The following is a 23,650-nucleotide window of genomic DNA, read 5'->3' as shown; positions in this document are numbered from 1 at the left end:
AAACCAGGATGGCCCCGCAGGAGGTAAAAGACAAAATAAAAAGCCCCCCGGCCCACGTCTGGGCTGGGGGGCGGCAGTCCACGTCTGGACTGCACAGGGTCACGGACGGCTGATCAGGCCGCTGCCGGTTCCCGGTATTTCAATGAGACAAGAAATTACTTCGTGATTGTGGAAACGACGCCAGCGCCGACCGTACGGCCGCCTTCACGGATCGAGAATTTCGTACCTTCTTCGATCGCGATCGGGGAGATGAGCTCAACGTTCATTTCGATGTTGTCCCCAGGCATAACCATTTCTGTGCCTTCTGGGAGCGTGATGACGCCAGTTACGTCCGTTGTACGGAAGTAGAACTGTGGGCGGTAGTTGGAGAAGAATGGCGTGTGACGGCCACCTTCTTCTTTCGACAGGACGTAAACTTCAGCAGAGAACGTCGTGTGCGGAGTGATTGTGCCTGGCTTTGCAAGAACTTGGCCACGCTGGATGTCTTCACGTGCAACACCACGGAGGAGCGCACCGATGTTGTCGCCTGCTTCAGCGTAGTCGAGGAGCTTACGGAACATTTCTACGCCCGTAACCGTCGTCGATTTTGCTTCTTCTGCGAGACCAACGATTTCGATGACGTCGCCGACTTTAACTTGGCCACGTTCTACACGGCCAGTTGCAACCGTACCACGGCCTGTGATCGAGAATACGTCCTCGACAGGCATCATGAATGGCTTTTCAGTGTCACGTGGTGGTGTTGGGATGTACTCATCTACAGCGTCCATGAGTTCAACGATTTTTTCTTCCCATTCTGCTTCGCCTTCGAGGGCTTTAAGAGCAGAACCTTTGATGACTGGAACATCGTCGCCAGGGAATTCGTACTCGGAGAGGAGGTCACGAACTTCCATTTCAACGAGTTCGAGGAGCTCTTCGTCGTCTACCATGTCGCACTTGTTGAGGAATACGACGAGGTAAGGAACGCCTACCTGACGGGACAGGAGGATGTGCTCGCGAGTTTGTGGCATTGGGCCGTCAGCTGCGGATACAACGAGGATCCCGCCATCCATCTGAGCAGCACCCGTGATCATGTTCTTGACATAGTCAGCGTGTCCTGGGCAGTCAACGTGCGCGTAGTGGCGCTTGTCTGTTTCGTACTCGATGTGGGAAGTGTTGATCGTGATGCCGCGCTCTTTTTCTTCAGGAGCGTTGTCAACGTCCGCGTAAGAACGTGCTTCACCGCCGCCGCGCTTTGCAAGAACAGTTGCGATTGCAGCAGTCAGAGTCGTTTTACCATGGTCAACGTGACCGATCGTACCGATGTTAGCGTGCGTTTTGGAGCGGTCGAATTTTGCTTTAGCCATTAGGAAAATCCTCCTTAAATATAAGAGATATTGGATGTATGGATGCGGGGAAGCCGTACTCCCCCATCCTCCATAGCTTATACGTTAGTTATACTTGAAACAAAGGTGAAATTCAATTATTCGCCTTTATTTTTTTTGACGATTTCTTCCCGGATGGACTTAGGAACTTCCTCGTAGTGATCGAAGACCATCGAGAATGTACCGCGGCCCTGCGTGTTCGAGCGAAGCGATGTCGCATAGCCGAACATTTCGGAAAGAGGAACCATAGCACGGACGACCTGCGCGTTGCCGCGGGCCTCCATCCCTTCCACGCGACCGCGGCGGGATGTGATGTCGCCCATGATGTCACCCATGTATTCTTCAGGGATGACGACTTCGACTTTCATCATCGGCTCAAGGAGAACCGGATTGACTTTCGCAGCAGCGTTCTTGACGGCCATGGAAGCGGCAATCTTGAACGCCATTTCGCTGGAGTCGACGTCGTGGTACGAACCGTCGAACAGGCGGGCTTTGACGTCGATGACCGGATAGCCGGCAATGACACCATTTTCGAGTGCGTCTTTGACGCCGGCTTCAACAGCCGGTACGTATTCACGCGGAACGACGCCACCGACGATGCCGTTCGTGAACTCGAAGCCTGCGCCTTCTTCGTTCGGGGAGAATTCGATCCAGACGTGGCCGAACTGACCGCGGCCGCCGGACTGGCGTACGAATTTACCTTCGATTTCAGCAGACTGGCGGAATGTCTCACGGTAAGATACTTGTGGCGCACCGACGTTCGCTTCGACCTTGAACTCACGGCGGAGACGGTCAACGATGATGTCGAGGTGCAGCTCACCCATACCCGCGATGATGACTTCGCCGGTTTCCTGATCGGTGTGAGCACGGAATGTAGGGTCTTCTTCCTGCAGCTTGGCAAGTGCCGTACCCATTTTGTCCTGGTCGCCTTTTGTCTTCGGTTCGATTGCAACCGAGATAACCGGCTCAGGGAATTCCATGGACTCGAGGATGACGAGCGATTTTTCGTCGCAGAGCGTATCCCCTGTACCCGTGTCTTTCAGGCCGACGGCAGCGGCGATTTCGCCCGCGTGCACTTCGGAGATTTCCTGACGGGAGTTTGCGTGCATCTGGAGGATCCGGCCGACGCGTTCGCGCTTGCCTTTTGTCGAGTTCTGAACGTAAGAACCGGACTGGAGAACACCGGAATACACACGGAAGAACGTAAGCTTACCGACGAACGGGTCAGTCATGACCTTGAACGCAAGTGCCGAGAACGGCTCTTCGTCGTCTGCATGACGTTCCATTTCATCGCCGGTATCAGGGTCGATGCCCTTGATCGACGGAATGTCGATCGGAGCCGGCAGGTAGTCGACAACTGCGTCGAGGACGAGCTGGACACCTTTGTTTTTGAAAGCCGTACCGCAGACAACCGGATAGAATTCAACGGCAAGCGTCGCTTTCCGGATGGCAGCCTTGATCTCTTCGATCGAAAGTTCTTCGCCGCCGAGGTATTTCTCCATGAGGTCCTCGTCGAGTTCCGCAACGGCCTCGATGAGCTTTTCACGGTATTCTTCAGCCTGATCCATGTATTCAGCAGGGATGTCGGTGACTTCGATCTCAGTACCGAGGTCGTTGCCGTACATCGTCGCCTTCATTTCCACAAGGTCGATGATCCCGCTGAATTCATCTTCGGAACCGATCGGAAGCTGGATCGGGTGTGCATTCGCCTGGAGGCGGTTATGCAGGGTTTTGACAGAGTACAGGAAGTCTGCGCCTGTCTTGTCCATTTTGTTGACGAATACGATACGCGGTACGCCATAAGTGGTTGCCTGGCGCCATACCGTTTCAGTCTGCGGCTCAACGCCGGACTGTGCATCGAGGACGGTTACCGCACCGTCGAGCACGCGGAGGGAGCGTTCAACTTCAACGGTGAAGTCGACGTGCCCAGGAGTGTCGATGATGTTGACCCGGTAGCCTTTCCAGGCAGCTGTCGTTGCAGCGGATGTGATCGTGATCCCGCGCTCCTGCTCCTGTTCCATCCAGTCCATCTGGGATGCGCCTTCGTGCGTTTCCCCGAGTTTATGGATTTTACCCGTGTAGTAGAGGATCCGCTCAGTCGTCGTCGTTTTACCGGCGTCGATGTGGGCCATGATCCCGATGTTACGGGTGTTCTCCAAGGAGAATTCTCTAGCCATAATGTGTTTCTCCTCCTGTTATGTCGGAATAGAGTAATCTTCGGCTCGATCTTACCAGCGGTAGTGGGCGAATGCTTTGTTCGCTTCCGCCATTTTGTGGAGATCTTCGCGGCGCTTCACGGAAGCACCCGTGTTGTTGGAAGCGTCGAGGATCTCGTTCGCAAGGCGCTCTTCCATCGTCTTCTCACCGCGGAGGCGGGAGTAGTTGACGAGGTAGCGGAGACCGAGTGTCACGCGGCGATCAGGACGTACTTCAACCGGAACCTGGTAGTTCGCGCCACCGACACGGCGGGCACGGACTTCGAGGACTGGCATGATGTTCTCGAGGGCAGCTTCGAAGACTTCAAGCGGCTCCTTGCCGGAACGTTCGCGGATAAGGTCGAACGCACCATAGAGAATTTGCTGGGAAGTCCCTTTCTTGCCATCCACCATCATTTTATTGATCAGACGTGTCACGAGCTTCGAATTGTAGAGTGGATCAGGCAACACGTCACGTTTTGCAACTGGACCTTTACGAGGCATGTGTGTTCCTCCTTTCAGACTGTTGGGCACTCAAAGGTGCCTGCTTTGGATTATTTCTTTTCTTTCGGTTTCTTCGCGCCGTAGTGGGAACGGCTCTGCATACGGCCTTGAACGCCGGCTGTATCGAGGGCGCCGCGCACGATGTGGTAGCGGACACCCGGAAGGTCTTTCACACGGCCGCCACGGATCAGGACAACGCTGTGTTCCTGAAGGTTGTGGCCTTCGCCCGGAATGTAGGCGTTGACTTCGATCGTGTTCGTCAGGCGGACACGAGCGTATTTACGAAGGGCCGAGTTCGGCTTCTTCGGTGTCATTGTGCCGACACGCGTGCAGACACCGCGTTTTTGCGGAGAATTGACGTCTGTCGTCGTTTTCTTGTAGCTGTTGTAACCTTTCCCGAGTGCCGGAGATTTCGACTTGGTCGCTTTCGACTTGCGCGGTTTGCGGACCAGTTGGTTAATTGTAGGCATCGATAGGGTCCTCCCTTCACTTCTTTGTAATACCACACATCCAGGTGGTTCATTTTTGGGGTAAAAACAAAGTCTTTGCGTTTTAATGCGCAAAAACCGTCATTCAGTGATCGCTACGACCGAAGCTCCGACGTCGATCCCGTGTGCCAGGCCGAGTTCAAGCCTCGTACCCGCATAGCGGACCGGTACCCCGTTCTCCCGTGCAAGCACGAGAAGATCGCCGAGCAGCCGTCCGTCCGCATCAGATGCCAGGAGAACCTCCTGCACCCTCCCCGTCCGGAGTGCCTTCACTGTTTGTTTGATCCCGATGATCGTCTTCTTCTGATTCGCTTGTCCATGAGACATGCCATTTCCTCCAAGGAACAGAAAGTCAACTCTCAACCTTGAATATATTATCATCTGCCGCGCCGGGTGTCAACAGATACCATACGGATTTCGACCTTCTTTTTATTTGTCTTTAAAGAAGGGCCGTACGGTATGCGCGCTTGGATGCGGCACGATTGAATCGGGCTGCCGGGTCCGGTGCACCTTCCTTCCATAGAGTGCGGGCAGAGTGCCGGAACAGGGCCGGCACCCCGTCTCCTGTCCGTGAATAAAAAGAGCACCCCGGGGACCTTTCGGTTCCCGGGGTGCTTCGTGCATTATTCCGCAGTTGCGGTTTCGGCTTCCTCTTCCATGCCTTCATGCTCGATGGCGATGCGGCGGTAGCGCTGCATGCCCGTGCCGGCTGGGACGAGTTTCCCGATGATGACGTTCTCCTTGAGACCGAGGAGTTCGTCCATTTTGCCTTTGATGGCGGCATCGGTCAGGACACGAGTGGTTTCCTGGAACGACGCGGCGGAAAGGAACGATTCGGTTTCAAGGGACGCTTTCGTGATCCCGAGAATGACCGGACGGCTCGTGGCAGGCAATCTGCCGTTGAGGAGCGCCTCGGCATTCGATTCCGCGAATTGGTGGATGTCGAGCAGCGAGCCCGGGAGAAGATCCGTGTCGCCGGCTTCGATGACGCGGACTTTGCGCATCATCTGGCGGACCATGACTTCAACGTGCTTATCGCTGATCTCAACGCCCTGCATCCGGTAGACCTTCTGGACTTCCTTCAGCAAGTATTCCTGGACGGTCGACACGTCTTTGACGACGATGAGCTCTTTCGGATCGATCGACCCTTCGGTGAGCGCATCCCCGCGGCTGACCGTGTCATTGAGGCCGAAGCGGAGGCGCGCGTTATACGGTGGCGTATATTTCCGCGTCTCGACATCTCCCTTGACGGTGATCTCCTTCTGGCCTTCGCGGATTTCGTCGATTTCGGTGATGACACCGTTGATCTCGGAAATGACCGCCTGACCTTTCGGGTTCCGTGCTTCGAAGATCTCCTGGATACGCGGGAGACCCTGGGTGATGTCGTCTCCGGCAACCCCGCCGGTGTGGAACGTACGCATCGTCAGCTGCGTGCCCGGCTCCCCGATCGACTGGGCAGCGATGATGCCGACGGCTTCGCCGACTTCGACCGCTTCGCCGGTCGCCAGGTTCATGCCGTAGCACTTTTTGCAGATGCCGTGCTTCGTATTGCACGTGAATGCCGAACGGATCGTCACGGATTCGATGCCGGCGTCTGTGATCACCTTGGCAAGGTCCTCCGTGATGAGTCCGTCGCGCTCGACGATCACTTCGCCCGTTTCCGGATGGCGGACCGTCTTCTTCGCATGGCGGCCGATGATCCGCTCGTCGAGGGCCTCGATGATCTCGGTCCCTTCCGTAAGGGCGGACACTTCAAGGCCGCGGTCGGTGCCGCAGTCGTCTTCGCGGACGATGACATCCTGCGCGACATCGACGAGCCGGCGGGTCAGGTAACCCGAGTCGGCCGTCTTCAGCGCCGTATCGGCAAGACCCTTCCGTGCGCCGTGCGTCGAGATGAAGTACTCGAGGACGGTGAGGCCTTCACGGAACGACGACTTGATCGGGAGCTCGATGATGCGGCCGGCCGGGTTGGCCATGAGTCCGCGCATCCCGGCGAGCTGCGTGAAGTTCGATGCGTTACCACGGGCACCCGAGTCGCTCATCATGAAGATCGGGTTCTCGTTGTCGAGGGACTCCATGAGCTGGGACTGGATGGTGTCCTTCGCCTGGCTCCAGTACGAGATGACGCGGTCGTAGCGCTCTTCCTCGGTGATGAGACCGCGGCGGAACTGCTTCGTGACCTTGTCGACCTTGTCCTGGGCTTCCTGGAGGATCTCACCTTTGTTCGGCAGGACGACGATGTCGGAGATCCCGATCGTGATGCCTGCACGCGTGGAGTATTTGAACCCGAGGTCCTTCATCCGGTCAAGCATCTTCGACGTTTCGGTGATGTGGAACCGCTTGAAGATCTCCGCGATGATGTTTCCGAGGATTTTCTTCTTGAACGGCTGGACGAGTTCCGCTTCCGCGATCTTCGCCTTCACATCATCCGTCGGATCGATGAAATATTTTTCCGGTGTTTCGACCTGGAGGTTGTGGTTCGTCGGTTCATTGATGAACGGGAACGACTCCGGCAGGATTTCGTTGAAGATCACCTTGCCGACAGTGGTCATGAGCAGCTGCTTGTTCTGCTTCTCGGTGAATGTCGGATTGTTCAGCGCGGATGCCTGGATGGCGATCCGGGTGTGCAGGTGCACGAAGCCCGTCTGGTAGGCAACCATCACTTCGTTCGTGTCGCTGAACACCATGCCTTCGCCCGCAGCGTTCTTGCGCTCGAGCGTCAGATAGTAGTTCCCGAGAACCATGTCCTGGGATGGCGTGACGACCGGCTTCCCGTCTTTCGGGTTCAGGATGTTCTGAGCCGCGAGCATGAGCAGGCGCGCTTCGGCCTGTGCCTCTGCGGAGAGCGGCACGTGAACGGCCATCTGGTCACCGTCGAAGTCGGCGTTGTATGCCGTACAGACGAGCGGGTGCAGACGGATGGCGCGGCCTTCGACGAGCGTCGGCTCGAATGCCTGGATGCCGAGCCGGTGGAGCGTCGGTGCCCGGTTCAGGAGGACCGGATGTTCCTTGATGACGTCTTCCAGCACGTCCCACACATCGGAGTGAAGGCGTTCGATCTTGCGCTTCGCGCTCTTGATGTTATGCGCGAGCCCGCGCTCGACGAGTTCCTTCATGACGAACGGCTTGAACAGCTCGATCGCCATTTCGCGCGGCAGGCCGCACTGATACATCTTCAGGTTCGGTCCGACAACGATAACGGAACGGCCGGAATAGTCGACCCGCTTCCCGAGGAGGTTCTGGCGGAAACGACCCTGTTTCCCTTTCAGCATATGCGAGAGGGATTTCAGCGGACGGTTCCCCGGACCCGTGACCGGACGTCCGCGGCGGCCGTTGTCGATGAGGGCATCGACGGCTTCCTGGAGCATCCGCTTCTCGTTCTGGACGATGATCCCCGGTGCACCGAGGTCAAGCAGGCGCTTTAGCCGGTTGTTCCGGTTGATGACCCGGCGGTACAGGTCGTTGAGGTCGGACGTCGCAAAACGTCCGCCGTCGAGCTGGACCATCGGCCGGAGTTCCGGAGGAATGACCGGCAGCACTTCGAGGATCATCCATTCCGGACGGTTGCCCGAGTTCCGGAACGATTCCACGACTTCCAGGCGCTTGATCGCACGCGTGCGGCGTTGGCCCTGTGCGGACTTCAGCTCTTCTTTCAGGTCGTGCGTCTCTTTTTCAAGGTCGATCTGCTTGAGCAGCTTTTCGATCGCTTCCGCTCCCATGAGTGCCGAAAACTTGTTGCCGTACTTCTCGCGGTACGCGCGGTATTCCCGCTCGGACAGGAGCTGTTTCCGGTCAAGTCCGGTGTCAGCCGGATCGACGACTACATAAGAAGCGAAGTAAATGACTTCCTCAAGCGAGCGCGGGGACATGTCAAGCAGAAGCCCCATGCGGCTCGGGATGCCCTTGAAATACCAGATGTGGGATACCGGCGCAGCGAGTTCAATGTGGCCCATCCGCTCGCGGCGGACTTTCGCACGTGTCACTTCGACGCCGCAGCGGTCACAGACGACGCCCTTGTAGCGGACGCGCTTGTACTTGCCGCAGTGGCACTCCCAGTCTTTTGTCGGCCCGAAGATCCGTTCGCAGAACAGGCCGTCTTTCTCCGGTTTAAGCGTCCGGTAGTTGATCGTTTCCGGCTTTTTCACTTCACCGAAAGACCACGAGCGGATCTTATCCGGCGAGGCGAGACCGATTTTCATATACTCAAAATTGTTTACATCTATCAAGGAGCCTACCTCCCTTTAGTCTCAGTCTGAACAGGCTCTCCGTTCATCATCATGCGGCGGCGCGGGACCGTGTCCCCGCCGCCTCCTTCATGTCAAGGAGTCAATCATTCGGCTCCGATCGGCTCCTGTTCCGGCAGGATGTTCAATGCATCCGTCGGCTGGAGGTCTTCGTCCTCATCCAGGTCGCGAAGGTCGATCTCTTCGTGGTCGACAGTCAGCATCTTCACGTCGAGGCCGAGCGACTGGAGTTCTTTGATCAGGACTTTGAACGATTCAGGAATGCCCGGCTGCGGGATGTTTTCCCCTTTGACAATCGATTCGTATGTCTTGACGCGTCCGACCACATCATCGGACTTGACTGTCAGGATCTCCTGGAGCGTGTAGGCTGCACCGTACGCTTCAAGCGCCCATACTTCCATCTCTCCGAAACGCTGACCGCCGAACTGCGCTTTACCGCCGAGCGGCTGCTGCGTGACGAGGGAGTAAGGACCCGTCGAACGGGCGTGGAGCTTGTCGTCGACCATGTGCGCAAGCTTGATCATGTACATGATCCCGACCGACACTTTGTTGTCGAACGGTTCGCCGGAGCGGCCGTCGTACAGTACCGTTTTCCCGGAGCGGTCCATGCCGGCTTCTTCCATCGTCTCCCATACATCTTCCTCGTTGGCGCCGTCAAATACCGGCGTGGCCATATGAAGGCCGAGGTAGCGGGCAGCCATGCCGAGGTGGAGTTCGAGCACCTGTCCGATGTTCATCCGGGACGGTACGCCGAGCGGGTTGAGCATGATGTCAACCGGTGTGCCGTCCGGCATGAACGGCATGTCCTCTTCCGGAAGGATCCGGGAGATGACCCCTTTGTTCCCGTGGCGTCCGGCCATCTTGTCACCGACGGAGATTTTCCGTTTTTGGACGATGTAGACGCGCACGAGCTGGTTGACGCCCGGTGCAAGTTCGTCGCCGTCTTCACGGTTGAAGACCTTGACATCGAGGACAATCCCGCCTGCGCCGTGCGGTACCCGGAGGGACGTATCGCGGACTTCGCGTGCCTTCTCGCCGAAGATGGCGTGCAGCAGGCGTTCTTCCGCAGTCAGTTCGGTGACGCCCTTCGGCGTGACCTTCCCGACGAGGATGTCGCCGTCGCGAACTTCCGCACCGACCCGCACGATGCCGCGCTCGTCAAGATTGCGGAGCGCGTCTTCACCGACGTTCGGGATGTCGCGTGTGATCTCTTCAGGTCCGAGCTTCGTATCGCGGGAGTCGGACTCGTATTCCTCGATGTGGACCGACGTATAGACGTCGTCCTTGACGAGGCGCTCGCTCATGATGACGGCATCCTCATAGTTGAAGCCGTCCCATGTCATGAAGGCAACGAGGACGTTGCGTCCGAGGGCGAGTTCGCCTTTGTCCATCGACGGGCCGTCGCCGAGCACATCAAGCGGTGCGACGCGGTCGCCGACATTGACGATCGGACGCTGGTTGTAAGAAGTCCCCTGGTTGGACCGGATGAACTTCTCGAGCTTATAGACATCCAGGTCGCCCTTGACTTCCTTGCCGTCAATCACTTCAGTGCGGCGCACACGGATTTCTTTGGCCTCGACATGCTCCACGATTCCGTGGTGTTTCGAGACGATGGCGGCACCCGAGTCGCGCGCATCGACGTATTCCATCCCGGTGCCGACAAACGGAGCTTCCGGATTCAGGAGCGGAACAGCCTGTCGCTGCATGTTCGCGCCCATGAGGGCCCGGTTCGAGTCATCGTTTTCGAGGAACGGGATACAAGCGGTCGCGGCAGAGACGACCTGTTTTGGAGAGACGTCCATGTAGTCGATCGTCTCGCGCTTGAATACGGAGTTGTCTCCGCGGAAGCGTCCGACGACTTCTTCATTGACGAACCGGCGCTCTTCGTCCAGAGGCGCGTTCGCCTGGGCGACGACATAATTGTCTTCCTCATCCGCCGTCAGGTAATCGATGTGCTCGGTCACGATGCCCGTTTCAGGGTCGACGCGGCGATACGGCGTTTCGATGAAGCCGAATTTATTCACTTTCGCATAAGTCGAGAGCGAGTTGATGAGTCCGATGTTCGGGCCTTCCGGCGTCTCGATCGGGCACATCCGGCCATAGTGGGAGTAGTGGACGTCCCGCACTTCCATGCCGGCGCGTTCCCGGGTGAGTCCGCCCGGTCCGAGCGCGGACAGGCGGCGTTTGTGCGTCAGTTCCGCAAGCGGGTTCGTCTGGTCCATGAACTGCGAAAGCTGGGAGCTTCCGAAGAACTCTTTGATGGATGCGATGACCGGACGGATATTGATGAGCTGCTGAGGCACAATAGATTGTGTATCGTTGATCGACATGCGCTCGCGCACAACGCGTTCCATACGGGAGAGACCGATGCGGAACTGGTTCTGCAGCAATTCGCCCACCGAACGGAGACGGCGGTTGCCGAGGTGGTCGATGTCATCCGTGATGCCGACCTGGTAGAGCAGGTTGAAGAAGTAGCTGATCGACGCGATGATGTCGGCCGGTGTAACGTGCTTCACTTCTTCTTCGATGCCCGCGTTGCCGATGACCGTGATGACTTTCTCATCTTCGCTCTTCGGCGCGTAGATCTTGATCGCCTGGACGGTGATGTCGCCTTCCAGCACGCCGTTCACCGGTGTAAGCGTCTGGAATCCGGTGCCGTTCTCAAGATAAGGAGTGAGTTTGTCAAGCACGCGGCGATCGATGACAGTCCCTTTTTCGGCAAGGATTTCGCCCGTTTCAGGGTCAGCCAGCGTTTCGGCGAGCGTCTGGTTGAAGAGGCGGTCCTTGATGTTCAGCTTTTTGTTCATCTTATAGCGGCCGACGTTGGCCAGATCATAGCGCTTTGGATCGAAGAAACGGGAATACAGAAGGTTCTTCGCGCTCTCCACAGTCGGCGGCTCGCCCGGGCGGAGTCGCTCATAGATCTCAAGGAGCGCCTTCTCCGTGCTTTCCGTATTGTCTTTCTCCAGTGTGTTCTGGAGGAATTCGTTGTCACCGATCAGCTCGATGATCTCCTGATCGGAGCCGAAGCCGAGCGCGCGGAGCAGCACGGTGACCGGAAGCTTGCGGGTGCGGTCGATCCGGACGTGAACGATGTCTTTCGCATCCGTCTCATATTCGAGCCATGCGCCACGGTTCGGGATGACTGTGGCACCGAAGCCGCGCTTCCCGTTTTTATCTGTTTTGTCATGGAAGTAGACGCTCGGGGAGCGGACGAGCTGCGAGACGATGACGCGCTCTGCGCCGTTGATGATGAATGTCCCGTTTTCCGTCATGAGCGGGAAGTCGCCCATGAAGACGTCCTGCTCCTTCACTTCTTCGGTTTCCTTGTTGTGAAGACGCACTTTCACGCGCAGCGGTGCGGCATATGTCGCATCCCGCTCTTTCGACTCGCCGACAGGGTATTTCGGTTCACCGAGGCTGTAGTCGACAAACTCGAGGGAGAGATTCCCCGTGAAGTCCTCGATCGGCGAGATGTCGTGGAACATATCGCGCAGCCCTTCTTCAAGGAACCATTCGTAGGACTTCGTCTGGATCTCGATCAGATTGGGAAGCTCGAGCACCTCACTGATGCGCGCAAAACTCCTGCGCTGACGATGTTGACCGTACTGAACTAGTTGACCTGTCAACTGATTCACCCCTCATTAAAGCGATAATAGGTCTTTGCGGATGCCGGAAAATGATGTATGATATCCGAAAAGACAAAAAGAAAACGAGTTCAAGACAAGAGCTCATTTTCGGTTTCACCAGGCTTATTCCATTCCGGTCAAGTATCCCCTTCAGGCGGGCGGATCTATACCATCCGCCTTCACGAAAGACAGCCGGCTGCACTGCCGGAACCGCCAAAAGGGCATACGACCTCAACTTAATTGTGCATCTTATTATGCTATCACAGCATATTTGTCAAGTCAATGTTTCAATGACCTAAAAATATGGTACCCCTTCTTTTTTCCTGCCAATTCCACATTGCCGAACAGATCCGAGAGTTTTGCCTCGGTCGAGGGGGCTCCCTGCTTCTTCTGGATGACGACCCACAGTTCGCCTCCGGGAGCGAGCAGCCGGTGCGCATCTTCGTAGATCCGGAACACCGTCTCCTTCCCCGCACGGATCGGCGGGTTTGTGAGCACTGCAGCGAATCCGGTTCCGCGGACATCCGCACCTCCGTCACTTTCATAGATCGTCACATTGCCGGCGCCGTTTGCGCCGGCATTTTCATTTGCCAGAGAAAGCGCACGGCTGTTGACGTCGACCATATGGACAGTCCGTTCCGGGAGCAGCCGGGCAACCGTCAGGCCGACAGGGCCGTAGCCGCAGCCGATGTCGAGCAGCGGACCTTCGGCCGAAGGCTCCCTGAACGTGTCGACCAGCAGCCGGGACCCGAAGTCCACTTCCCCTTTGCTGAATACGCCCGCGTCCGTCTTGAATACGAACGGCATGCCCCGGAGCTCCGTCTTCCACTTGACCGGCGCCGACTCCGCATGAGGGTCCCTCGAATAATAATGATCGCCCATTTTCATCCCTCCTGATCGGTGTTTGATCGAAAACAGATATCCTGAAAAAGGTGTTGATCCCCGCCACGGCCGGGCATCCCCGCACAGCGGGATCACGGACAGCTCCCCCGGAAAGGAACCTTGGCCCACCCTCGATTTCTGAGCATATAAAGAAAAGCCCGTCGGATACTGACGGGCTCTTCGGTCGTACGGTGAGGCTCGGAATTACTTGACTTCGACGCCAGCGCCGACTTCTTCGAGCTTCGCTTTCATTTCTTCTGCTTCTTCTTTCGATACGGCTTCTTTGAGAGCTTTAGGCGCTTCGTCTACGAGCGCTTTCGCTTCTTTGAGGCCAAGGCCCGTGATTTCGCGGACAACTTTGATGACTTTGATCTTCTGGTCGCCTGCGGAAGCAAGGACAACGTCGAATTCAGTTTGCTCTTCAGCTGCAGGAGCTGCGCCGCCTGCAACTGCTACTGGAGCAGCAGCTGTTACGCCGAACTCTTCTTCGATTGCTTTTACGAGGTCGTTCAGTTCGAGAACTGTCATTTCTTTGATCGCTTCAATGATTTGCTCTTTGCTCATTGGTATTTCCTCCTAGTGGTTCGATATAGTTGCGGACTATGCCGCGGTCCGATGGCTAGGCAGCCGGATTATGCGCCTTGTTCTTCCTTCTGGTCTGCAACGGCTTTCGATGCAAGTGCGAAGTTGCGGATCGGCGCCTGGAGGACGCTGAGAACCATGGAAAGGAGACCTTCCCGGGATGGCAGTTCCGCCAGTGCTTTGACTTCTTCGAGAGTCGCGACGTTGCCTTCGATGACACCGGCTTTGATCTCGAGTTTTTCGTTGTCTTTCGCGAAGTTGTTGAGGATGCGCGCAGGTGCGACGACATCTTCGTTCGAGAACGCGATGGCATTCGGGCCCGTCATGTATTCGTTGAGGGCTTCGACACCGGCAGCTTCAGCGGCACGGCGAGTCATCGTGTTTTTGTACACTTTGAACTCGATGCCTGCTTCACGGAGCTGTTTGCGGAGCTCTGTTACTTCGCCGACGCTCAGGCCGCGATAGTCAACGACGACAACGGACGCCGCCTCTTTGAACTTCGTTGCGATTTCTTCAACGAGTGCCTGTTTGGCTTCCAATACTTTGCTCATTTCGGCTGGACACCTCCTGTAAGATTTTCATTCATACCGCAAATAAAAAGCTCCGTTCCACATAAATGTAGACACGGAGCTGGAAATTGGCATCTCAAACCGATCAAGGGTTGATAGCTTCTGTCCTCGGCAGGGATCATTTAAGCGGCGGGCCGCCCCTGCTGTCTACGGTACAAACGATTATTCACAACATCGGCTATCTTATCAGATGAACCGGTTTGTTGTCAACATTATTTTTTGGCAGCGACGTTGGATGCATCGATTTTCACTGCAGGGCCCATTGTCGTCGTCACATTGACAGACTTCATGTAAGTGCCTTTTGCAGCTGCCGGCTTGGCCTTCTGAATCGTGTCGAAGATCGTTTCGAAGTTCTCGACGAGCTTCTCGTCTTCGAAGGAAACCTTGCCGATCGGTGCATGGATGATCCCGGACTTGTCGGCACGGTACTCGACCTTACCGGCTTTGATGTCCTGGACAGCTTTTGTCACGTCGAATGTAACAGTTCCTGTCTTAGGGTTCGGCATGAGGCCTTTTGGTCCGAGGACGCGGCCGAGTTTACCGACTTCACCCATCATGTCAGGTGTTGCGACAACTACGTCAAAGTCGAACCAGCCTTGCTGGATCTTGTTGACGAAGTCTGCTTCGCCCACGTAGTCTGCGCCTGCAGCTTCTGCTTCTTTAGCCTTTTCGCCTTTTGCGAAGACGAGGACTTTTTGCGTTTTGCCCGTTCCGTTTGGAAGGACAACCGCACCGCGGATCTGCTGGTCGTTTTTGCGGACGTCGATGCCGAGGCGGAATGCCACTTCGACAGTCGCGTCAAAGTTTACCGAGCTCGTTTCTTTGGCGAGCGCGATTGCTTCGTTTACATCATAAAGCTTCATGCGGTCGACTTTCTTGGCCGCCTCGACTTGCTTTTTGCCTTTTTTAGCCATGTTGAATTTCCTCCTTGATTGTGGTTATAGCGGATAAACCCTCCCACGAATAAGGGTTGCGGCGTTCACGGGGAACGTGCGCAACCCTCCAAAACAGAACAACATCAAGTGAAAGAATCAATTAGTCTTCGATCGTGATGCCCATGCTGCGGGCAGTGCCTTCGACCATCTGCATCGCTGCTTCAACAGAAGCGGCGTTGAGGTCAGGCATTTTCGTTTCCGCGATTTCGCGGACTTTGTCGCGCTTGACGACGGCAACCTTGTTTTTGTTCGGTTCGCCGGACGCCTTGTCGATGCCGGCCGCTTTCTTCAAGAGAACAGCTGCTGGCGGAGTTTTTGTAATGAATGTGAACGAACGGTCTTCAAACACCGAGATTTCAACAGGAATGATGAGGCCTGCCTGATCCGATGTCCGGGCGTTGAATTCTTTACAGAACCCCATGATATTGACACCTGCCTGACCGAGCGCCGGTCCGACCGGTGGCGCCGGGTTTGCTTTGCCGGCAGGGATTTGAAGTTTCACAAGCTTGATAACTTTTTTAGCCACGAGACACACCTCCTTAAGTCCGTGATGTGGTAATAGGGTTGCCCCTCCCACTCAATATGTGTCTGCCGGCACGGGGCCGGTAGAATACGGTTAATCCGCACAGGCCGATTTTCGGCCTGACCTTTGGAATGATACCATTATTGCCGGCTTCTTGCAAGCACCAGCCGGTCAAATTTTCCGGATTTGTACGAAATCGAGTTCCATTTTCGTTTCGCGGCCGAACATTTCCACGGCCACCTTGACTTTTCCTTTTGCGGCATCGACTTCCTCGATGCGTCCCTGGAAGTTCGCAAACGGCCCTTCCAGCACTTCCACGAGATCGCCTTCCGCCACGTCCATCTCGACTTTGCCTTCCTTCATGCCCATCTGGCGGAGGATGAAGTCCACTTCTTCCGGCATGAGCGGCGTCGGTTTCGCCCCGCCGCCGGAAGAGCCGATGAAGCCGGTGACACCCGGCGTATTGCGGACGACATACCACGAGTCGTCCGTCATGATCATTTCCACGAGCACATATCCCGGGAACGTCTTGCGCATGACGGCACGTTTCTTGCCGTCCTTATAGTCGATCTCTTCTTCCTCGGGAACGACGACCCGGAAGATTTTGTCTTGCATCCCCATCGTGTCGACGCGCTTTTCAAGGTTGGTCCTCACCTTGTTCTCATATCCCGAGTAAGTGTGCACCACAAACCAATTTTTCTCCATCGTAGCGGACTGGCCGTCCGTCCCTCCCTTTTCGGTCAAAATGAAAAAGCCCGCTCGAACGACCAGACGGGCTATTCTACAAAAATCTATTCACATCAGGCTTTCAGGAACCAGCGGAAAACGGTCGAAATGCCGAGATCGACCAATGCAAAGAATACCGCCATGACAATGACCGTAGACAGCACAACAACTGTATATCGCGTCAGTTCCTTGCGCTTCGGCCAGCTGACCTTCCGCATTTCCGAAACGACGCCGTTGAAAAACTCGCGAATCTTGCCCATTGTATCGCTAAACCTCCGGAATGAAAAATGATAAGGGGAATATGCTTGCACCGGAAGCACCGGCGTCGATCAAAAGCGGGGCTGGCCCGCGAAGCTGAATGGTCAGGAAATCTTAATGCCGTCCGGTCAGATGAGCGGCCCGGCCGCCGATCTCGGATCGGTCCGTCTTCAGCCTATCACCTGCGGGGTGCCGCTGTCAATGCGGCCCGGGTCACCGCCCGATGCCCGCAGCGAGGTGCTGCTCGAGTTTCCGTTTGATGCGCTGGAGGGCATTATCGATCGATTTCACCTGCCGTCCGAGCGCAACAGAGATTTCCTGGTAGCTCCGCCCTTCAAGATAAAGTGCGAGCACCTGGCGTTCCAATGCGCTCAGCACATTATTCATCTCTTCCTCAAGCCGGTCGAACTCTTCCCGGTGGACCATCAGATCCGCCGGGTCGTCCAGCTCCGGCCCCGTCAGCATATCGAGAAGCGTGCGCTCGGATTCGTCGTCATAGATCGGTTTGTCCAGAGACACCGAGGAGTTGAGCGGAATATGCTTCTGGCGCGTCGCCGTCTTGATCGCCGTGATGATCTGCCGGGTGATGCACAATTCGGCAAATGCCCGGAACGAACTGAGCTTGTCCCCCCTGAAGTCGCGGATCGCCTTGTACAGGCCGATCATCCCTTCTTGGATAATGTCCTCGCGGTCTGCACCGACCAGGAAATAAGAACGCGCTTTCATCCGCACGAAATATTGGTACTTCCGGATTAGGAAATCCAGGGCGTCACTGCGCCCGGAATGCGCCATCTCCACGAGCTGTTCATCACTGAATCCCCCGAACCCGTCAACATGAGCCTCATCCCGGCTGTTTACCAACATTCAGATCACCCCGGTTCCCACACGTAGTGTCTAACAGTATACAGGAAGGAAAATTTTAGCGTCAACCGTTCATTTTAGTCCGCGGCGCCATTTTTCAAAAATTTCAGCCACGTCATCCGACAGCGGAATCTTTGAAAACGGGCGTTTTTCCTGGAGTTTCCTTACTTTTTCAGCAATCCCTTTTTGGATGCCGGACATTTCAATTTGCAGCTCCCGTGCCGACTTCCGGAGGGCCCCCTGTGCAAAGATCACACGCTGTTCGGTGTGATCAGAAGTGGCGACATGGACCTGAACGCGGCGGCTTCCGAGTTCGGAGGCGAGCCGTTCGATCCGTTCGTCCGCCGTTTCGTTTTCCTTCGTGAACAGGATCTCGACGTCATGCCGGCGGGAAGCCGTCGCGATGCCGGGGACGAACTGTGCGTCAAAAACGATGATGACCCGCCAGCCGGTATAGGCCCGGTACTCGGCCATCATCTCGATGAGCAGGTCCCGCGCATCTTCGAGCCGCACTTCGCGGAGCGCCTTCAGCTCCGGCCATGCGCCGATGATGTTGTAGCCGTCGACAAGCAGAACGTCCATCATCCTTGCCCTGCTGCGGGTTTCCTTTTCCGGAGGACTTCGTACATCAGGAGCGCCGCTGCGACGGAGGCGTTGAGCGAGTTGACATGTCCGACCATCGGCAGGCTGTAGAGGAAATCGCATTTTTCGACAAGAAGCCTCGACATTCCCCGTCCTTCGCTGCCGATGATGACTGCGAGCGGCAGACCGGCGTCCATGTCGCGGTAATCCGCCGTTCCCTTTGCATCCGTCCCGGCGATCCAGACGCCGCGTTCCTTCAGGTCATCGACCGTGCGCGCAAGATTGCCGACCCGCACGACCGGCACGTGCTCGATCGCACCTGTCGAGGCTTTCGCGACGACCCCGGTGAGTCCGACCGAACGCCGCTTCGGAATGATGATGCCGTGCGCGCCCGAGGCATCGGCCGTCCTGAGGATGGATCCGAGGTTATGCGGGTCTTCGAGCTCGTCCAGGATGATGAAGAACGGGTCTTCGCCCGCTTCTTCCGCCCGCTTGAACAAGTCATCGAGCTCCGCATAGCCGTAGGCCGCAACACTTGCCGCAACCCCCTGGTGCGTGAGTTCGGTTAGCTGATCGAGCTTCTTTTTCGGTACTTGCTGGACGACGACGCCGGCTTCCTTCGCCATCCGCCGGATATCGGCCGAGCCGGATTTCTGCATGCCTTCCGCCAGCCAGATTTTATTGAGCTCGCGCCCCGACCGGAGTGCTTCAAGCACGGGATTGCGGCCCGCAATGATTTCTTCTTCCCTGTTGGTCATCGTCCGTCCTCCCTCTCCGCCTCGGCGTGGCTGATCGCACGGCCGATTACTTCGCCGAGCCGTTCGGTGCGGCCGAGCAGGTAGAGCCAGCCGACAAGCGCTTCGAATGCGGAACTGTAGTTGTATGTCTGGATATCCGTGCTTTTCGGCGAGTGTCCGGACTTTGCGTTGCGCCCCCGCCGCACAACGGCCAGTTCTCCTTCCGAGAGAAAGCCGTCCGCCTCCATCGCGCGCACCGCGGAGGCCTGGGCGACGGCGGACACGTAGTTCGTCGCGAGCCTGTGCAGCGTGTTCGGCTTGACCCTGCCGGAACGGATGAGGTGCTCCCTCACCGCCTGTTCATAGACGGCGTCGCCCATGTAGGCGAGCGTCAGGGCGTTGAGCTGCCGGATATCGGATTCTGTGATCGCGGCCATCCGGATCAGCCCCTTTTCCAACGGACGCCCTGCCGTGTATCTTCAAGGACGATCCCCTGATCGAGAAGTTCATCACGGATTTCGTCGGCCCGCGCGAAATCACGGTTCTTCCGGGCCTGCTCCCGCTCTTCGATGAGCGCCTCGATGTCTTCGGACGGAAACTCCGCCTGCGCATCCCCGAGCCGGAGTCCGAGAACGCCGGCCAGTTCCGGGAGCGTGCCGCGGAAAGCTTCGAGCACCGCGCGTTCGGTGTTCTTTTCGTTGAGGTACGTATTCGACAGACGGGCGAGGTCAAACAGGACCGAAATTGCATTGGCCGTATTGAAGTCATCATCCATCGCTTCCTCGAACGCCTTGCGCGCTTTGCCGATCTTATAAAGCCAGATGTCTGTCTGGTCACCGTTGTCCGCGGTCGTCTCCAACCGGTGCGAAACGTTCCGGAAAGCGGTACGGAGCCGGTCGAGTCCGTTTGCGGCACTCTCGATCAGTTCTTCAGAGAAGTTGATCGGATTGCGGTAATGGACCGACAGCATGAAGAATCGGAGGACTTCCGGATCGACCTTTTTGCGGATGTCGTTCACGAGCACGAAGTTTCCGAGTGATTTCGACATTTTTTCATTGTCGATGTTGATGTAGCCATTGTGCATCCAGTAGTTGGCGAATGTCTTGTCATTGTGCGCTTCGCTCTGGGCAATTTCGTTCTCATGGTGCGGGAAGGTGAGATCCTGGCCGCCGGCATGGATGTCGATCGTGTCGCCGAGCACTTCGCGTGCCATGACGGAGCATTCGATGTGCCAGCCCGGCCGCCCCTTGCCCCACGGACTGTCCCACGAGATCTCGCCCGGCTTCGCCGACTTCCAGAGTGTAAAATCAAGTGCGTCGTCCTTCTTTTCTCCCGGATGGATGCGGGCGCCGACCTTCAGTTCATCGATCGACTGGTGGGAGAGTTTGCCGTAACCGTCGAATTTGCGTGTCCGGTAGTAAACGTCTCCTTCGGACTCGTACGCATAGCCCTTGTCGATCAGGACCGTGATGAAGGCGATGATGTCATCGATATGTTCCGTGACGCGCGGATGCTCATCCGCATGCCGGCAGCCGAGGGCCTCGATGTCTGCAAAGTAAGCCCCGATGAACCGCTCCGTCAGCTCGCCGACCTCTTCGCCGAGCTCATTCGCGGTTTTGATAATCTTGTCGTCGACGTCGGTGAAATTCGACACGTAATTCACGTCGAAGCCTTTATACTCCAGATAATTGCGGACCGTGTCATAGACGATGACCGGCCGTGCATTCCCGATGTGGATGTAGTTGTAAACGGTCGGACCGCACACATACATCTTCACTTTCCCTTCCTCGATCGGGACGAACGGCTCCTTTTTCCTCGTCAGTGTGTTGTAAATTTCGATGCCCATCATTGCTCCTCCTTCACCTGTTCCTTGTTCAGTTCGCGAAGCCGTGCCACTTCTTCCTGCAACACGGCGATTTTCCGTTCCAGCATGTCACATTTATCCTTCACCGGGTCCGGGAGATTGTCATGGTCGAGCTTCTTCGTCACCTTGACGCCGTTCTGCACGACGATCGTTCCCGGGATTCCGACAACGGTCGAATTCGGCGGAACGTCTTTCAGGACAACCGACCCCGCACCGACCTTCGCATTGTCGCCAAGCGTGATCGATCCGAGAACTTTCGCCCCGGATGCGACGAGCACGTTGTTTCCGAGTGTCGGATGGCGTTTGCCCTTCTCCTTCCCGGTACCGCCGAGCGTTACACCTTGGTAAAGCGTCACGTCGTCGCCGATGATGCACGTTTCTCCGATCACGACCCCTGAACCATGATCGATGAAAAGGCGCCGTCCGATTTGTGCGCCGGGGTGGATCTCAATCCCCGTCAGGAACCGGATGAGCTGCGAGACCGCCCGCGCCAGGAAGAACAGCCGGCGTTGGTGCAGCCAGTGCGCGACCCGGTACCCCCACACTGCGTGGAGGCCCGCATAAGTCAGCACGATTTCAAACGCGCTTCGGGCTGCCGGGTCCTGGTCGAACACGACATGGATATCTTCTTTCATTCGTTTGAACACTTCTGATCCCTCCGAAGATCGTTAAGCAAGGCGAGGGGCGAGTTTGCGGGTTTTATCCAGGTGATCCGACCGGCCGGAACAGCAGAAATTGAATGAACGCCACTGTCCCGTGCCGGGCTGTCCGGTTTGATCGTTCCGGGGCATCCCCCGCATTCCGGATAACAAAAAGACGCCTCTGCCATGATGACAGAGGCGCCTTGGATGCGCGGTTCCACTCTGGTTTGGGAAGGGCGGCGCAGATGGCTGCGCGGATGCCCTTCCCCCCTCGGTGCCCGTAACGGAGGCAGTCCGGCCGGCCTACTGTTACTTCGGCCCGGCGCTCCGAGGTGCATTTCCGCGCGCAGCGGCCCGGGCCGCTTTCAGCCGGCGGCGGCCCTCTCTGTCGAGCATGCGCAACGTACTTCTCCTCTTCGTCGCTTTCGTTATACTTGCTTTTGTCTTTCTATTGTACAGGGGGCGGACGGAAAGTCAATCGTTCCGCCCGTCCCCTTTTTCTGAACTCCGTCTCAGCCCGCGTAGGCGGACACGCGCTTGATCACTTTGTCACGGCCGAGGAGCGAGATCGATTCCTGCAGTTCCGGTCCGTGCATCTGGCCCGTCGTGACGACGCGGATCGGCATGAACAGATTCTTGCCTTTGTGCCCCGTTTCCTTCTGGACGGCTTTGATCGCCGCCTTGATTGATGCCGGATCAAACGATTCGAGTGACTCCAGCTGCGACTTGAACGCCGTCATCACTTCCGGCACCTGCTCGCCCGCAAGGATGGCCTTGGCTTCCTCATCGTATTCAATGTCGTCGCGGAAGAACTGGGCGGACAATTCGACAATTTCCGCACCGTAGCTCATCTGCTCCTGATAAAGGGCGATGAGGCGCTCCGCCCATTCGCGCTGTTCGGCGGACAGCTCATCCGGCAGGAGACCCGCCTTCTGGAGATGCGGGAGGGACAGGGAGACGACTTCTTCGAGCGGCAGTTCCTTCACGTACTGGTTGTTCATCCAGGTCAGCTTCTGCTTGTCGAACAGTGCCGGCGACTTGGACAGCCGGTCCGCATCGAACATCTCGATGAACTGCTCGCGGGAGAAGATTTCGTCCTCTCCCTTCGGCGACCAGCCGAGGAGCGCGATGAAATTGAAGAGCGCATCCGGCAGATAGCCGAGCTCCTCGTACTGCTCGATGAACTGGATGATCGATTCGTCCCGCTTCGACAGTTTTTTGCGGCTTTCATTGACGATGAGCGTCATGTGGCCGAATGTCGGCATGTCCCATCCGAACGCCTCATAGATCATCATTTGTTTCGGCGTGTTCGAGATATGGTCGTCCCCGCGGAGGACATGCGAGATCTTCATGTAATGATCATCGATCGCAACGGCAAAGTTGTATGTCGGCACGCCGTCTTTCTTCACGATGACCCAGTCGCCGAAGTCTCCGGATTCAAACGACACATCGTCCTTCACCATGTCTTTGAACTTGTAAGTCCGGCCTTCGGGAACCGCGAACCGGATGCTCGGTTTGCGGCCTTCCGCCTCGAGCTTCGAGCGGTCCTCGTCCGTCAGGTGGCGGCACTTTCCGCTGTAGCGCGGCATTTCCCCGCGCGCCTGCTGGGCTTCACGTTCCGCCTCCAGCTCCTCCTCGGTGCAGTAGCACTTGTACGCCAGGCCTTTTTCAACGAGTCCGTCATACAGTTCCTTATACAGATCGTTGCGCTCCGACTGGCGGTACGGGCCGTATTCCCCGCCGACATCGATGCTTTCATCCCAGTCGATGCCGAGCCATTTCAAGTATTGCAGCTGCGACTCCTCGCCGCCTTCGATGTTTCGTTTGGCATCGGTGTCTTCGATGCGGATGATGAACTTGCCGCCGTTGTGGCGGGCGAAGAGATAGTTGAATAGCGCCGTCCGGGCGTTTCCGATGTGGAGATGCCCCGTCGGACTCGGCGCATACCGTACACGGACTTCCTGTGTCATGGATGGTTCCTCCTGTTCGTGCGTGCGAATGTTTTATGCTTTGTCCATTTTACCATAGGCGGTGCGGTTTGGGGGTACGCGGGGCAATCAATCCGGCAC

General features: G+C 56.9%; 21 protein-coding genes and 1 other annotated feature. All 21 genes read right to left on the bottom strand.

The genetic code is table 11. From position 1 onward, the window contains the following. Nucleotides 1-155 precede the first annotated feature (155 nt). Nucleotides 156-1,343, bottom strand: coding sequence for an elongation factor Tu (gene tuf, locus B0B07_RS10495; protein WP_076758800.1), 1,188 nt, complete (start codon nucleotides 1,341-1,343; stop codon nucleotides 156-158). A gap of 116 nt (nucleotides 1,344-1,459) precedes the next feature. Beyond that, the gene (fusA, locus tag B0B07_RS10490) at nucleotides 1,460-3,538 is read right to left on the bottom strand and encodes an elongation factor G (RefSeq protein WP_076758799.1); all 2,079 of its coding nucleotides are present in this window, start codon (nucleotides 3,536-3,538) and stop codon (nucleotides 1,460-1,462) included. A 51-nt stretch (nucleotides 3,539-3,589) separates the two neighbouring features. After that, nucleotides 3,590-4,060 carry a 30S ribosomal protein S7 gene (gene rpsG / locus B0B07_RS10485; protein ID WP_076758797.1) on the bottom strand — a complete coding sequence of 157 codons (471 nt, stop codon included), beginning with the start codon at nucleotides 4,058-4,060 and terminating at the stop codon, nucleotides 3,590-3,592. Between the two features lie 50 nt (nucleotides 4,061-4,110). Continuing rightward, a complete protein-coding gene (gene rpsL, locus B0B07_RS10480; RefSeq protein WP_076758796.1) occupies nucleotides 4,111-4,530 on the bottom strand; it encodes a 30S ribosomal protein S12 in 420 nt (139 codons plus the stop codon). Between the two features lie 99 nt (nucleotides 4,531-4,629). Continuing rightward, nucleotides 4,630-4,875: a ribosomal L7Ae/L30e/S12e/Gadd45 family protein gene (locus B0B07_RS10475; RefSeq protein ID WP_076758794.1), complete on the bottom strand. Its 246-nt coding sequence runs from the start codon at nucleotides 4,873-4,875 to the stop codon at nucleotides 4,630-4,632. Nucleotides 4,876-5,171: 296 nt separating this feature from the next. Next, nucleotides 5,172-8,774, bottom strand: coding sequence for a DNA-directed RNA polymerase subunit beta' (rpoC, locus tag B0B07_RS10470; RefSeq protein ID WP_076758792.1), 3,603 nt, complete (start codon nucleotides 8,772-8,774; stop codon nucleotides 5,172-5,174). A gap of 104 nt (nucleotides 8,775-8,878) precedes the next feature. Next, nucleotides 8,879-12,421: a DNA-directed RNA polymerase subunit beta gene (gene rpoB, locus B0B07_RS10465; RefSeq protein ID WP_076758791.1), complete on the bottom strand. Its 3,543-nt coding sequence runs from the start codon at nucleotides 12,419-12,421 to the stop codon at nucleotides 8,879-8,881. 279 nt (nucleotides 12,422-12,700) lie between these two features. Beyond that, nucleotides 12,701-13,303, bottom strand: a complete 603-nt coding sequence (locus B0B07_RS10460) for a class I SAM-dependent methyltransferase (RefSeq protein ID WP_076758789.1) — start codon at nucleotides 13,301-13,303, stop codon at nucleotides 12,701-12,703. Between the two features lie 204 nt (nucleotides 13,304-13,507). Continuing rightward, nucleotides 13,508-13,867 (bottom strand): 50S ribosomal protein L7/L12, encoded by a 360-nt coding sequence (gene rplL, locus B0B07_RS10455; RefSeq protein ID WP_076758788.1) that lies wholly within the window; start codon nucleotides 13,865-13,867, stop codon nucleotides 13,508-13,510. A gap of 68 nt (nucleotides 13,868-13,935) precedes the next feature. Continuing rightward, nucleotides 13,936-14,436, bottom strand: coding sequence for a 50S ribosomal protein L10 (gene rplJ, locus B0B07_RS10450; RefSeq protein ID WP_076758786.1), 501 nt, complete (start codon nucleotides 14,434-14,436; stop codon nucleotides 13,936-13,938). Between the two features lie 34 nt (nucleotides 14,437-14,470). Next, nucleotides 14,471-14,625, bottom strand: a sequence feature (ribosomal protein L10 leader region). 41 nt (nucleotides 14,626-14,666) lie between these two features. After that, nucleotides 14,667-15,368 (bottom strand): 50S ribosomal protein L1, encoded by a 702-nt coding sequence (rplA, locus tag B0B07_RS10445; RefSeq protein WP_076758785.1) that lies wholly within the window; start codon nucleotides 15,366-15,368, stop codon nucleotides 14,667-14,669. A 121-nt stretch (nucleotides 15,369-15,489) separates the two neighbouring features. Then, nucleotides 15,490-15,915 carry a 50S ribosomal protein L11 gene (gene rplK / locus B0B07_RS10440; RefSeq protein ID WP_144264341.1) on the bottom strand — a complete coding sequence of 142 codons (426 nt, stop codon included), beginning with the start codon at nucleotides 15,913-15,915 and terminating at the stop codon, nucleotides 15,490-15,492. 168 nt (nucleotides 15,916-16,083) lie between these two features. Next, nucleotides 16,084-16,617, bottom strand: coding sequence for a transcription termination/antitermination protein NusG (gene nusG, locus B0B07_RS10435; protein WP_076759258.1), 534 nt, complete (start codon nucleotides 16,615-16,617; stop codon nucleotides 16,084-16,086). A gap of 95 nt (nucleotides 16,618-16,712) precedes the next feature. Beyond that, complete coding sequence (gene secE / locus B0B07_RS10430) at nucleotides 16,713-16,898, bottom strand: preprotein translocase subunit SecE (protein WP_076758782.1); 186 nt, start codon at nucleotides 16,896-16,898, stop codon at nucleotides 16,713-16,715. Between the two features lie 211 nt (nucleotides 16,899-17,109). Further along, the gene (gene sigH, locus B0B07_RS10425; RefSeq protein ID WP_076758780.1) at nucleotides 17,110-17,760 is read right to left on the bottom strand and encodes an RNA polymerase sporulation sigma factor SigH; all 651 of its coding nucleotides are present in this window, start codon (nucleotides 17,758-17,760) and stop codon (nucleotides 17,110-17,112) included. A gap of 69 nt (nucleotides 17,761-17,829) precedes the next feature. After that, a complete protein-coding gene (locus B0B07_RS10420) occupies nucleotides 17,830-18,339 on the bottom strand; it encodes an NYN domain-containing protein (RefSeq protein ID WP_076758779.1) in 510 nt (169 codons plus the stop codon). Then, a complete protein-coding gene (gene rlmB / locus B0B07_RS10415; protein ID WP_076758777.1) occupies nucleotides 18,339-19,097 on the bottom strand; it encodes a 23S rRNA (guanosine(2251)-2'-O)-methyltransferase RlmB in 759 nt (252 codons plus the stop codon). Before rlmB ends, B0B07_RS10420 begins: the two co-directional genes overlap by 1 nt. Further along, on the bottom strand, nucleotides 19,094-19,513 hold the full coding sequence (locus tag B0B07_RS10410) for a Mini-ribonuclease 3 (protein ID WP_076759256.1): 420 nt from the start codon (nucleotides 19,511-19,513) through the stop codon (nucleotides 19,094-19,096). The genes rlmB and B0B07_RS10410 overlap by 4 nt, the downstream gene beginning before the upstream one ends. Before the next feature lie 5 nt (nucleotides 19,514-19,518). Continuing rightward, a complete protein-coding gene (gene cysS, locus B0B07_RS10405; protein WP_076758776.1) occupies nucleotides 19,519-20,922 on the bottom strand; it encodes a cysteine--tRNA ligase in 1,404 nt (467 codons plus the stop codon). Further along, on the bottom strand, nucleotides 20,922-21,587 hold the full coding sequence (cysE, locus tag B0B07_RS10400) for a serine O-acetyltransferase (RefSeq protein WP_076758774.1): 666 nt from the start codon (nucleotides 21,585-21,587) through the stop codon (nucleotides 20,922-20,924). Before cysE ends, cysS begins: the two co-directional genes overlap by 1 nt. 506 nt (nucleotides 21,588-22,093) lie before the next feature. Next, the gene (gene gltX, locus B0B07_RS10395) at nucleotides 22,094-23,551 is read right to left on the bottom strand and encodes a glutamate--tRNA ligase (protein WP_076758773.1); all 1,458 of its coding nucleotides are present in this window, start codon (nucleotides 23,549-23,551) and stop codon (nucleotides 22,094-22,096) included. Between the last annotated feature and the right edge of the window lie 99 nt (nucleotides 23,552-23,650).

Origin of the sequence: Edaphobacillus lindanitolerans (genome assembly GCF_900156305.1) — a bacterium.
Taxonomy (GTDB): Bacteria; Bacillota; Bacilli; order Bacillales_A; family Planococcaceae; genus Bhargavaea; species Bhargavaea lindanitolerans.
Note: the sequence above shows the minus strand (reverse complement) of the source record. Positions and strands in the feature narration are given on the sequence as shown.

Bases quoted from the DNA above. Each gene is read 5' to 3' on its own strand.
- rpsL (WP_076758796.1), bottom strand. From the start codon at position 4,530: ATGCCTACAATTAACCAACTGGTCCGCAAACCGCGCAAGTCGAAAGCG.
- B0B07_RS10460 (WP_076758789.1), bottom strand. From the start codon at position 13,303: ATGGGCGATCATTATTATTCGAGGGACCCTCATGCGGAGTCGGCGCCG.
- secE (WP_076758782.1), bottom strand. From the start codon at position 16,898: ATGGGCAAGATTCGCGAGTTTTTCAACGGCGTCGTTTCGGAAATGCGG.
- rplJ (WP_076758786.1), bottom strand. From the start codon at position 14,436: ATGAGCAAAGTATTGGAAGCCAAACAGGCACTCGTTGAAGAAATCGCA.
- fusA (WP_076758799.1), bottom strand. From the start codon at position 3,538: ATGGCTAGAGAATTCTCCTTGGAGAACACCCGTAACATCGGGATCATG.
- rpsG (WP_076758797.1), bottom strand. From the start codon at position 4,060: ATGCCTCGTAAAGGTCCAGTTGCAAAACGTGACGTGTTGCCTGATCCA.
- rplL (WP_076758788.1), bottom strand. From the start codon at position 13,867: ATGAGCAAAGAGCAAATCATTGAAGCGATCAAAGAAATGACAGTTCTC.
- rplA (WP_076758785.1), bottom strand. From the start codon at position 15,368: ATGGCTAAAAAAGGCAAAAAGCAAGTCGAGGCGGCCAAGAAAGTCGAC.
- nusG (WP_076759258.1), bottom strand. From the start codon at position 16,617: ATGGAGAAAAATTGGTTTGTGGTGCACACTTACTCGGGATATGAGAAC.
- cysS (WP_076758776.1), bottom strand. From the start codon at position 20,922: ATGGGCATCGAAATTTACAACACACTGACGAGGAAAAAGGAGCCGTTC.
- B0B07_RS10420 (WP_076758779.1), bottom strand. From the start codon at position 18,339: ATGGACGTTCTGCTTGTCGACGGCTACAACATCATCGGCGCATGGCCG.
- sigH (WP_076758780.1), bottom strand. From the start codon at position 17,760: ATGTTGGTAAACAGCCGGGATGAGGCTCATGTTGACGGGTTCGGGGGA.
- rlmB (WP_076758777.1), bottom strand. From the start codon at position 19,097: ATGACCAACAGGGAAGAAGAAATCATTGCGGGCCGCAATCCCGTGCTT.
- gltX (WP_076758773.1), bottom strand. From the start codon at position 23,551: ATGACACAGGAAGTCCGTGTACGGTATGCGCCGAGTCCGACGGGGCAT.
- B0B07_RS10410 (WP_076759256.1), bottom strand. From the start codon at position 19,513: ATGGCCGCGATCACAGAATCCGATATCCGGCAGCTCAACGCCCTGACG.
- tuf (WP_076758800.1), bottom strand. From the start codon at position 1,343: ATGGCTAAAGCAAAATTCGACCGCTCCAAAACGCACGCTAACATCGGT.
- B0B07_RS10475 (WP_076758794.1), bottom strand. From the start codon at position 4,875: ATGTCTCATGGACAAGCGAATCAGAAGAAGACGATCATCGGGATCAAA.